Source organism: Paenibacillus sp. YN15 (assembly GCF_003285005.1).
Lineage (GTDB): Bacteria > Bacillota > Bacilli > Paenibacillales > NBRC-103111 > Paenibacillus_AR.
Map to the genome: position 1 here is coordinate 1 of NZ_QMFA01000074.1, position 12186 is coordinate 12186.

The window sequence follows — 12186 nt, forward strand, 5'->3', positions numbered from 1 at the left end:
GGTGGTTTTTTGTTTCCCACGCTTCGCGTGCTCAACCGGCTAAAGCCATAATGAAAAAAAGCCGCGGCGGGCGGCTTTTCTGCAAGGGGGCCGTTACTCCCCCGCCTTGCTCGGATTCAGATTGTTCCGGTACTCTCGTGGGGTAATCCCGCAATATTCCTTGAACAGCTTGGTGAAATGCTCGCTGTTCTCATAACCTACCCGGTTGGAAATCTCAAACACCTTATAGTCCGGATTCATAAGCAGCTTCTTGGCCTCCTTCATCCGGATTTCCGTGAGGAATTGAAAAATGGTGGTGCCGGTGACCTGCTTGAAGAGAATGGACAGGTAGGAGCGGCTGACGGGAAACTGCCGGGTTAAATCCGAAACATTGATTTTTTCGTTGTAATGCTCCTTCAGATAGGTCTGCAGGTTATAGACGATCTGATGGTGAATGGTGAAGCTGGACTCCCTGCTTTGGCCGATAAGCCGGCTGATCCCCGTCTCCAGTAGGGAAACCGCCATCAGGCGGTAATACAGCGGCAGCCGTTCCCGCTCCAGCCGCTGCGTGGGGAAGCCTACATCCGGCAAGCCCGCCTCCTGCCCCGTCAAGGGCAGATCCACCTTCTCCGAGACCAGCTCCAGCCACAGCCGGGCAAAAGGCTCCAGCAAATAATGGCTCTCCCCCACCCACTGCTCCATGGCCTTCAGAGTATCCACCACCAGCATGGGATAGGCGCTGACCTGCACTGTCAGAATGAGCTGCTTCCATTGCTCCATCAAGGACTGCATGCCGGAGAGGTGGCGCATCAGCAAACGGCGGGTTTCATGGGAGCGCTGGTCGGCCAGCTCCCGGATCACATTCCCCAGAGCACCGTTCAGCTGCTGGCGGTCCAGCGGCTTGAGAATATAATCGGACACATTCAGCTTGATGCCCTCCCGGGCATACGCAAAATCGCTGTAGCTGGACACAATCACCGTTTTCATCCACGGCCGGGTCCGGTTGATATGCCGGATCAGCTCCAGCCCGCCCATCTCCGGCATGCGGATATCGGTAACGCAAATATCTGCGTGGTAAACATTCAGCCATTCCAGCGCTTTCCGGCCGTTGCCCACCGCTCCGGAAATAATCAGCCGGGCATCGCTTTGCCCGATTTTGTCCGCGATGCTCTCCCGGACAATCGGCTCATCATCCGCAATCAGTACGCGCAACTGCATATTCCCCCTCCTTTGCTTCGGTGAAGGGAAAGCCGATCTCCACGACTGCCCCGCCTCCCGCCGCGTTGTCCAGACGAAGCTCCACATTCCCGCTGCCCCATCTTTTTACAAGCCGCTTGTAAATATTGCGCAGCCCGATTTTGCGCTCCAGCAGCTCCTGCGGCCCCTCTGCCGCAAGGGACCGGCGGATTTCCAGAAGCCGCTCCGGCCCAAAGCCCCTCCCGTTGTCCCGCATGCGGACGAGCAGCTTGCTTCCGTTCACCGAAGCGGCAATGGAGAGCTCCAGCTGCGGCAGCCGGTCTTCATCGAAGCCACCATGGAGGATGCTGTTCTCCGCCAAGGGCTGCAGCAGAATCTTGATGCTCTCGGCCTGCAGGAGCGCAGGCGTTTCTACCGTAACGAAACAGTCAACCGTCCCTCCGAAGCGGTAGCCGACAATGAGCAGATACCGCCGCAATTGCTCCACCTCCTCGGCGAGGCTGGTCCCGCCGTCCTTCAGCTCAACGGTATACCGCAGCATCCCGGCCAGATTATGGGTAATGACCTCCACATCCTCCGCTTTATTTTTATAGGCCATAGCGTTGATGATTTCCAGCGTGTTGTACAGGAAATGGGCGTCGATCTGCATTTGCAGGGACAGCATTACAGCCTGCTGCTCCAGCGCTCTTGCCTCCGACAGGTGGATGACATGAGCCTCCAGCTCCTGCAGCATCCGGTTGTAGGACTGGGCCACCACAGCAATTTCGTCATTGCCCCGGACCGTAATGGGGCTGTGAAAATTTCCTTGCCCCGTGGACACCATGGATTTCTTCAGCGAGATCAGCCGTTTGGTCAGGGAAGCGGATACAAGCCAGATCAGGGGAATGCTTGCGGCAAGATTAAACAGGGCGATAGAATACACGGCATTGCGCACCACATGGATGCCCGAGGCGATCTCCCCGCTGGGAATCTGAATGACGGAGCGCCAATTGCTGTCGGGAATCGTATCGAAGATCACGGTGAGATTGGAGCCCTTGGGTGTAAAGGTTCCGGCGGGCGCCTCGGCCATAGGCTCCAAATAGCTGGAATCCAGCATCTCAAACAAGCGGCTGGAGTCGGGATGGGCAATCATTCTGCCGTCGGCATCAACAATAAAGCCGATACCGCTCTCTCCCAGGCGCAGGTCGTTCAGAATTTGCTGCAGCAGATTGGGACGCACATCGATTTTGACGTACAGATCGCCAGACATCCCGAACCGCTTGACCAGAGAGACCACATGCAGCGGTGCAGGCTTGCCTGCCCCGTCCACGTAACGGTCGTTCAAGCTTACATAGTAGGCGGTGGTTTCGAAGACGGGAACCGCTTCAAACCAGGGCTCGTCCCGGATGGAATAATTCAGGCCGAAGAATAAGCCCTTGGTGAAGTGATGCTCATTTCCGTTGGAGGCATTGTAGATGGTGATGGATACAATATCATCATTCAGGCCAAAAAAAGGAACCACAAACTCCTCCTCCAGCCGCAGACTGCGGGAGACAAGCTCCCCCTTCAGACCGGGAGAGGTGCTGGCCCATCTTTGCAATTCGCCGCTGACGCCCATCCGGTACATGAATTGCCGGGTGTAATCCATATACCGTTCAATGTTCAGAATCGCCTGGCTTAAGGCAAGCTGGCCGAACCGGGCAGAATCCCGGATAATCACCTTCGTTGAGGAATTATGGACAGACCAGGCGAGAATCAGAATATTGCCCACAAAAAGAAGAGTGAAGATGAAGGTCAGCTTCCATTTTAACGAATTTCTGAGCAAGCTTCCCACTCCTGCCTGATTGGCGGGAAGGTCCAACCCGCGCAGGCGCAGGTTGGACCTTCCGGCAATCATTTTTTCTTATTATACCATTCCGTATAGTCTTGAATATACTTGTTTCCGCCTTGTTTGGTCCGCCACACCTGGACAGCCTGGCTCAACGCGTCGGGCCTCAGCTCGCCGACAATGATTTTGGACGCCGTTTCCAGGAAGAAGGTGTCCGCCGGGCGGGCGCTGTTGGACTCAAAGGAAGGCACATTCAGGGTCAGGTTGGGCAGCCCTTCCTTAACGGCAATATCGACAGTTTCCTGATACAGCCGGGCTCCTTCCTCACCAAGCGTGGATAGCAGCGCAGTTTTATTGGTCATCTGCGGAGCAATCCCCAGATTGAAGTCCCGCAGGCTCTTGAAATTCTCATCCGCCTTGCTGTCGTATACCGCCTTGCCGTTTTCGGTTTTATAGGTAATCCCCTCCACGCCCAGATTGACATACAGGTCTCCTTCCTCCGTGGCCAACCAGTCCAACATCCTGATGATAGCCTCCGGATTGCTTGCCTTGGAGGGGATCACCAGATATTTGGAAGTGGGCATTTTCAGCCGTCCTACAGGCCCATCATAACCGGAGCCGACAGGAGTCGGAATGGCAATGACCTCCGGCTTTTTATCCGGCAGCGCAGTCTTCAGATCATTGTTCCACTTGCCCAGCAGATCCGTGTTGTGGTTCCAGACGCCTACCAGATCCGATGTGATTTTCTGGTTCCAGGTGGCTGCTGTATTGGTGAGAAAATCCTGATCCAGCAGCTTCTCCTGGTACAGCTGATGCATATAGGCCAGCGCCTTTTGCATATCCGGATGCGCCTCGGCGGGAATCAGCTCCTTGTTATGCAGCACATGGGCATATAAATTCAGCCCCCACATGCCGAAGATATTGTCCGCCCAGCTTAGCTTCTCCCGCATAGAGAAGGGAATTTCATCCTTCACGCCGTTTCCGTTGGGATCGCCGTCCCGGAAGGCCCGCAGCACATTCAGCAGTTCGTCGCTTGTGCCGGGCACCTGAAGGCCCAGCTTATCCAGCCAGTCCTTGCGGATGTACAGCAGCCGATAATTGGCAGGCACCGCCGGACGGGGAATGGCGATAATCTTGCCGTCGATTTTGGCGCTCTCCCAGGCATCCTCAGTAATAACCTTTTTCAGATTAGGCCCGTATTTCTCAATAAGGTCATCCAGAACCAGCGCCTGGCCGTTGGCCACGAGCGGATCATCGGTCAGTCCCGGAGAATGATACAGATCGGGAATATCCCCGGCGGCAAATTTCAATTGCAAATTGGTGGCGTATTCCCCATGGGGCAGGAAGGTGATGTTCAGGTCCGTGTTGGTTTTGTCCGCCAGATGCTTGAACATGGGTACGCTCATGGTACTCCCGGTAGGAACCACTTTGGCGAAATCCCGCAGGAAGAGCTTCAGCTTCACAGGCTGCTGCGTGCCGCCGGAGCCAGCCGTGCCGGAAGGGGAGACATTCCCCTCCTTGGGTGTGGAAGCCTCATTGGAGGTGCAGGCCGCAAGCAGGCTTGCCGTTAAGACCGTTATTGCCGAAAGCTTTCCCCATTTTCCTTTTTGTTTCATATTGCATTTGCCTCCCTTTTTATGATGAAAATAATTGAAGCCGTTACTCCTTCAGGGAACCCAAGGTGGAGCCCTTGATGAAATACTTCTGAATGAAGGGGTAAATAATGACAATAGGCAAGGTGGCTGTCACGATGGTGGCCATCTTCAGGCCTTCGGGGGTAATATCCACATCCACGAAGGAGCCTCCGGCCAAATCCTCCACGTTGCCTGCGGATATGATGTTGTACAGATAGACCTGCAGCGGCCGGAGGGCGGCATTGGTCACGAAATACAGGCCGCTGCTGTACGTATTCCAATGCCCGACGGCATAGAACAGGGAAAGGGTGGCCACAATGGGCAGGCACATGGGCATGGCAATCCGCAGCACCATGCCGTATTCGCTTAAGCCGTCCACCCGGGCAGCCTCAAACAGCTCCTCGGGAAGCGCCTTGAAGAAGGTAATGGCCAGAATCAGATTGAAGGTGTTAATGACACCGGGAACAATCATGACCCATACCGTATTGAGCAGCAGCAGATTCTTCAACAGCAGATAGGTGGGAATCAGGGGCGCGGAAAAAATCATCGTAATAATAATGTACACCATCATCACCCTTCTGCCCGGCAAATAACGCTTGGACAGCGGATAGGCGGTGACTACGGTAAACAGCATGTTCAGGCAGGTGCCTGCCGCCACCAGGAATACGGTGACGCGGAATGCGCGCCAGAAGGCGTAATTTTCCAGAACCAGCCGGTAATTGATCCAGGTGATGTCCTTGGGCCACAGGCCGACTGCCCCCTTCATCAAAGGAATCTTCCCGCTCAGGGAGCCGGCCACCACATGCATCAGGGGAAGCAGAATGGTGACGCAGGCGGCGGACAGGACCAGAATAATGATAATATCGAACAGCTCCATTTTCTTTCTCATGGGGACCTCTCCTTGCCTTAGAATAAACCCTCGCCGGAAATCCGGTTGCTGATTTTGTTGGCGGTCAGGATCAGCGCAAGGCCGATTACCGACTTGAACAAACCGACGGAGGTGGCCAGACTGTATTTAAACTGGGTGACGCCCTCCCGGTAAATATACGTATCCAGCACATCCCCCACGGAGAGAGTAAGCGGATTCAGGAAAACCCAGATATGCTCAAAGCCCAGATCCAGAATGTTGCCGATCTTCAGCAGGAGCAGGATGACAATGGCCGGCAGCATGCCCGGAATGGAGATATGCCTCATCAGGGCCCAACGGCCCGCGCCGTCCATTTTGGCGGCCTCGTACAGGGAGGGATTGATGCCGGCCAAGGCGGCGATAAAGATGATGGCGCTCCAGCCCATTTCCTTCCAGATGCCCGTGCCCACAATAAGGGTCCGGAAATAAGCGGCCTTCTGCAGGAAGGCAACGGGCTCCCCGCCCGCCGCCTGAATCCAACCGTTCACCATCCCCGTGCCGGGGGAAAGCATCATGACGGCCAGGCCGAAAATAATCGACCAGGACAGAAAATGGGGCAGATACAGAATCGTTTGGACAATCCGCTTCATATGCATAAGGCGCAGTTCATTGAGCATCAGGGCCAATATGATCGGCGCAGGAAAGGCAAACAGAATCTGATAGGAGCTTAAGACCACCGTGTTCCACAACACCCGCCGGATATTGGGGGCCTGGAAGAACATTTCGAACCAGTGCCATCCCACCCAGGAGCTGTCCCAGAAGCCCTTGAATATGTTGTAATCCTTAAAGGCAATCACACTGCCCGCCATGGGAAAATATTTGAACACAGCGAAAAACAACAGGCCCGGAATAAGCATGATATACAGGGCGTGATAGGCGGACAGCGCCCTGCGGAATCGTCCCCTCCGCTTGGACAGCCCTGCCTGATTATTTAAGGACACGGATGCAGCTTTTGTTGCCAACTTGGCTCAGCCTCCCTTTCGTACCTCCAGCTTGATTTCCACATCATACACTTCCCCCTTGCGCGCTTCAAAACAGAGCAGCCCTTCCCCATTGCCCTCCGCCGCCTGTCCCTCCGCCTTGCAGGACATGTGCAAGCAGCAGCGGACTGCTCCGCCGGAGGAATTGACCCGGCCGGAGCGGTACCGGATGGCGACGGGGCCATCCCGGCCGGCGGTGATCCGCGCCTTGCACAGGAGACCCTCCCGCCACTCCAGATCAACCGTGCAGCCGCCCCGAGCCCGTAAGCCCGTTATGCGTCCGGCAGGCCACACCTCGGGCAGCGCCGGAAGCAGCTCCAGCGCTTCTCCATGGGATTGGAGCAGCAGCTCCGCCACAGCCGCTGTCCCCCCGAAATTGCCGTCAATCTGAAACGGCGGATGGCAGTCCAGCAAATTGGGATAGACGGAGGAGGTAAGCAGCTGCCTGAATTGGTCATACGCCTGCTTGCCCTCCTGCAGTCTGGCGAAGAACAGAATGATCCACGCCCGGCTCCAGCCCGTATGGCCTCCACCATGAGCCAGGCGGTTCATCAGGGTCTGCCGGGCGGCGCCGGCCAGCTCCGGTTGGGCATGAATATCAATGGACTGGCCGGGATACAGGGCGAACAGATGGGAGATATGGCGGTGGCCCGGATCGGCCTCCGCTTCGATCTCGTGTGTCCACTCCTTCAGGGTGCCGTTATCGTTGACGGCCGGAGGAGGGATTTTGCCCAGCGCCGCCTTCAGTCGGCTGCGGAACGCCTCGTCCCCGCCAAGAACTTCTTCTGCCCGGATGCAGGCCCGGAACAGCTCGGCGGCAATCTGGCCATCCATGGCCGGCCCCATGCACAAGGCGCCCTGCTGCCCTGAAGAGAGAATGAATTTATTCTCCGGCGATATGGACGGGCCTGTCAGCAGGCGGCCCTCGTCATCCTCCGTCATATATTCCAGCAGAAAAAGCGCCGCCTCTCTCATGCAGGGATAAGCCCGCTCCCGGAGGAAGGCCTCGTCGTTGTCAAAGCGGTACCGCTCCCACATATGCAGGGTCAGCCAGGCGGCCCCCATGGGCCAGATGGAGGAGGTGGACAGCACCCCTTCAATGTGAGTGTTGCCCCACAGGTTGGTGTTGTGGTGGGCCACAAAGCCGCCGCAGCCGTACACTGTCCTGGCCGTAGCCCGGCCATGGGGCAGCATCCGTTCGATCAGATCGAACAAGGGCTCGTGGCATTCGGACAGATTGCAGACCTCCGCCGGCCAATAATTCATTTGCGTATTGATATTGATGGTATATTTGGATTCCCATGGAGGGGTATAGCTTTCGTTCCATATCCCCTGGAGATTGGCCGCCTGGGTCCCCGGCCGGGAGCAGGAAATCAGCAGATACCGCCCGTAATTGAAGAACAGCTCCTCCAATCCGGGGTCCTGCCGGCCCGCGGCGTACAGACGGAGTCTTTCGTCCGTAGGCAATTCCGCCTCAGCCCGGGTCTCCCGCTCCTCCTTGCCCGAAAACAGAGAGAATTCCATTCGGTGGTATCTGGCTCCGTATTCCGCAGCATGGGCCCGCTTTAATTCCGCATAAGGCGTTGCCGCTGCGGCTTCGATCCGTTCCAGGCAGACCTGTCCGTACCCCTCACCGTGATAAAAAGAGGTTTCCGCTCCCACCACCAGCGTAACTGCCCTGGCCCCTTCTACAGCTACGAAATCCCCGATGGTCTCCATCCTGCCGGTTTCTGCAACCGCTCTTACCCCGGCCTGAAATTGCACCCCTTCCTTGCCCCCGCCGTCCCCGCCCATGATAACGGTGGCGTGGCCCGCCGGGCGGGAGCCGCCGTCGAAGGGCCGCCGCATCAGATGGACGCCGAAGCTCATGCCTGCGGGATGTTCCGTCTCCAGGCGGATCAGCAGCACTCCGGCCACGGCGCTGGCTATATATTCCCGTATATAGCGGCAGCCGTCCTTCCAGTAGGAAACGGAGGCGATACCGGTGCTGACGTCAAGGAGGCGCTGGTAATTCATGACTGCCCCCGAGCGGTCCTCCATGCGGATCATCAGGTCCCCCAGCGGCTGATAGGGATGCATATATTTGGGAGATGACATCATGGCCATCATAGCCGTATGCTCCGCCTCCTGCTGCCGGCCCTGCCGGAGCAGGTCCCGGATGGCGGGAAGCCGCTCCCGGGCACCGGAGCTGTCTGCCATCAGGCTTCCCCCATACCAGACGGAATCCTCGTTTAGGGATATCCTTTCCTCTCCCGCCCTGCCGTAGACCATTCCTCCCAGCCGCCCGTTTCCCACAGGCAGGGCTTCGTTGAAGGATGCGGCGGGTGTTGTATAACGCAGCAGGGTTGTGCTGCCATAACGAACGGTGTCCAAAGCGCAACCGCCTTTCCTTTATTGTCGGGTACAAAACCAACTATACCGTGAATCCCCCCTCTTCAAAACCGGGCCCGTGTTGTAAAATCCGTGGGATTGTTTCGACCTGGAGGATGATCCTGCAGCCATAAAACAATTGCTACGAAAATGAAACAACTGCCGGGTATTGCGGCGGGCGCCAATTTGATAGGATAGCCTTGCAAGCGGTTTGCAACCGCTGTCATTATGATGGAGGAGGTTTATGATGATTATGGTGTTCAACCGATTGGGAAGGTGTTTTCTGGCTGTATTGCTGGCATTGCCGCTTCTGCCCTTGCTCTCTCCTGTTACGGCCGGGGCGGCCGGGGGGCCTCTGGTCTATCTGGAGAACGGAACGCTTCACTACAATACCTACGCCAATGAAGAAGAAACCAATGCGGTCAACCAAATCCCGGATTTCTCCCATGCCGGCTACGGCGGCGGGGGAGTCGCCCTGCCCGAGCGGTCCGAGATTCCGGTGAAGGCTGTCCTCGGGCCCTCGGGCGGAGATGACCGGGACCGGATTCAGAGCGCCATCGACGCGGTTTCCGCCCTTCCCGCGGACGCCAACGGGTTCCGCGGCGCAGTCCTGCTGACGGCAGGAACCTATTATGTGCCGGATACCCTGTACATGCGGCAAAGCGGCGTCGTGCTGCGGGGAGAGGGCCAGGGAGCGGACGGCACCATTCTTTTGGGCAATACCCCGGCCGCTTACAATCTGCTTCAGGCGGGGCCTGCCCCTCAGGAGGTACGGATAGAAGGGGAGGACCGGAACGCCCAGTCCGGGACTTCCCTATATACAGGAGGAGACAACCGGTATATCGGCTCCATCAACGAGGGCGATTGGATCAAATATGCATCCGTAGATATAAGCGGAGCCAAGGAAATCCATTTCCGAGTGGCCTCCAGCCATTCCAACGGGACCATGCAGGTCCGCTTGAACAGTGTGGACGGGCCTGTCATCGGGGAATATGCCAATGCTTCCACAGGAGGCTGGACCACCTTTGCCAATGCTTATGTGCTGATCGAGCCCACCGACGGAGTTCATGATCTGTACCTGACCTTCAGCAATCCGGCAGGGGGCAATATCCTGAATATCGATTGGCTCAATGTGCTGAATGATCTGGTCAGCGAGGTTCCCCAAACCCGCCAACCCGTCACAAGCTCCTATGTGCCCACGGGAGCCCGGACCCTGAAAGTGGCTTCTGCGGCGGATTACCGGGTAGGGGAAAAAATTTTTGTGGTGCGCACGCCCAATTGGGCATGGATCAACGAGCTGGACATGGCCCAGTACGGCTGGACGCCCCAGGCGTATATCGCTAAATATGAACGGACCATTACCGCCATTGAGAATAACATTCTGACTGTGGATATCCCTCTTGTGCAATCCATCAGCAGCCATTACGGCGGCGGATATGTGGCCGGATACCGGGCGGAGCGGATTTCCCGCATTGGCGTCGAGGACCTCCGCTTCGATTCCTTCTATGCCGGCGCTGCGGACGAGCTTCATGTCCAGGATGCCATTGTGTTCGATTACACAGAGGACAGCTGGGTCAGGAATGTGACCGGCCTGCATCTGGCCCATTCCCTGGTGAGCTTGAACAAGTGGAATACCCGGCTGACGGTCCAGGACTCCGCCGTCCGGGACATGGTCTCCCTGGTTCAGGGCGGCAGGCGCTACCCCTTCGCCATCAACCACGAGACCAGCTCCATGAACCTGTTCCAGCGCAATTATGCGCAGGATGGCCGCCATGAATTTTCCACCAGTTCCCGGGTGGCCGGGCCCAATGTGTTTCTGGATTCCTATGCCATCAACTCACACGCCGATTCCGGTCCGCACCACCGCTATGCCACCGGAACCCTGTACGACAACATCCAGACAGGGGCCCTCCGGGTATGGAACCGGGGCAGCCTGGGAACCGGCCAGGGCTGGACCGGGGCGCAGATCGTATTCTGGAACTGCAGAACCTACAACCCCCTGGGCACAACCAACGACGATGTGCGGGTGGCCAGTCCTGCGGGAGGAAAGAATATGGCCATCGGGTGCAGCGGAGAGGAGCAGGTGCAGGATAACGGCGGGTATTGGGAATCCTGGGGAGAGCCTGTGCTGCCCAGAAGTCTCTACCTCCAGCAGCTCCAAGACCGGCTGGGCGTGCAGGCGGTGAACAACGTGACTACCCCGGAGCAGCGGCAGGGGAGCATCTGGGGACAGCTGGCCGCCTGGAAGGGCAACGGCAATCCGGCGGAGTACAGCAACAATCTGGCCAGGAACCAAAGCTATGCCTCCTCCAGCGCCTACAGCTCCTATCCGGAGGGGCTGATGTTCGACGGCAATCCGGCAACCCGCTGGGCTGCCCGAGGCTCCGGCACCAATCAGTGGGTATCTGTGGATTTCGGCACACCGCTGGAGTACAGCCAGGTGGTGCTGAAGGAAAGCTCCTTCCCTAGAGTGACCTCCTTCAAGCTGCAGTCCTCTGCGGACGGCAGCGTATGGGAGGATATCCCCGGCGCTGCGGGAGATGCTATCGGCAGCAGCCTGACCGTCCATTTTGTGCCTGTGAACTCCCGCTACTTGAGGCTGTATATCCTGGACGCCACGGGAGAGCCCACCATCAACGAGATGGAGGTATACAACGCTCCCTTCACGGCTCCCGATCTGGCGCAGGGGAAAACCTATTCCGCCTCAAGCACTTATACCGGCTATGAAGCGGGCCGGGCCTTCGACCAGAATCTCTCCACCCGCTGGGCAGCCCAGAGCACAACGGGGCAATGGATCGCCATTGACATGGGGGCACCCGCCGCTGTTAATACGGCTATTGTCCGGGAAACCTCCTACCCCAGGGTGACGGGATACGAATGGCAATATTCCCAGGACGGCCAGGTGTGGACGGCAGTCCCCGGCGGGGCCGGATCGACCCTGGGAAGCAGAAAAATCAACGGCTTTTCCTCCGTCACCGCCCGGTATTTCCGGCTGTATGTGAACAGCGCCTCCGACAAGCCGACCATCAACGAAATCGAGTTGTACCATCTGCAATAACAATCGGGGTCCGGCCCCGCAAAAAAGCAGCCGCACGTGCTGAATCCCAGCAGGTGCGGCTGCTTGCGTAATAACTTCCGGAAGACCCATCCTCCCTGCAATATTAACGCAGGTGCTTCTTCCGGGTCAAGTAAGCGCCTGTCGTTGCTGACTTATTATAGCGGATTCCACACAAGGTGATTTTTTGGCTATAAGCTTTTCCTACACCACCCGCATAGCAGGTGGTTTTTTGTTTCCCACGCTTCGCGTGCTCA

At 57.4% G+C, this 12186-nt stretch carries 7 protein-coding genes; 1 reads left to right on the forward strand and 6 read right to left on the reverse strand.

The genetic code is table 11. The annotated features are described in order from the left end of the window. Positions 1-93 precede the first annotated feature (93 nt). The 6 genes from DQG13_RS29805 to DQG13_RS29830 form a co-directional block, all read right to left on the reverse strand. Positions 94-1197, reverse strand: a complete 1104-nt coding sequence (locus tag DQG13_RS29805) for a response regulator transcription factor (RefSeq protein ID WP_181593094.1) — start codon at positions 1195-1197, stop codon at positions 94-96. Beyond that, the gene (locus DQG13_RS29810; RefSeq protein ID WP_181593095.1) at positions 1169-2980 is read right to left on the reverse strand and encodes a cache domain-containing sensor histidine kinase; all 1812 of its coding nucleotides are present in this window, start codon (positions 2978-2980) and stop codon (positions 1169-1171) included. Before DQG13_RS29810 ends, DQG13_RS29805 begins: the two co-directional genes overlap by 29 nt. A 68-nt stretch (positions 2981-3048) precedes the next feature. Beyond that, positions 3049-4599 (reverse strand): extracellular solute-binding protein, encoded by a 1551-nt coding sequence (locus DQG13_RS29815; protein WP_113023843.1) that lies wholly within the window; start codon positions 4597-4599, stop codon positions 3049-3051. A gap of 43 nt (positions 4600-4642) precedes the next feature. After that, positions 4643-5506: a carbohydrate ABC transporter permease gene (locus DQG13_RS29820; RefSeq protein ID WP_113023844.1), complete on the reverse strand. Its 864-nt coding sequence runs from the start codon at positions 5504-5506 to the stop codon at positions 4643-4645. Between the two features lie 17 nt (positions 5507-5523). Next, on the reverse strand, positions 5524-6486 hold the full coding sequence (locus DQG13_RS29825) for an ABC transporter permease (protein ID WP_258525943.1): 963 nt from the start codon (positions 6484-6486) through the stop codon (positions 5524-5526). Positions 6487-6492: 6 nt separating this feature from the next. Next, entirely contained in the window at positions 6493-8877 is a 2385-nt protein-coding gene (locus DQG13_RS29830; protein ID WP_258525944.1) for a glycoside hydrolase family 95 protein, read from the reverse strand. A 241-nt stretch (positions 8878-9118) separates the two neighbouring features. On the opposite strand from DQG13_RS29830, the gene DQG13_RS29835 reads away from it, so the two are divergent. Next, the gene (locus DQG13_RS29835) at positions 9119-11932 is read left to right on the forward strand and encodes a discoidin domain-containing protein (RefSeq protein WP_113023845.1); all 2814 of its coding nucleotides are present in this window, start codon (positions 9119-9121) and stop codon (positions 11930-11932) included. Positions 11933-12186: the final 254 nt, after the last annotated feature.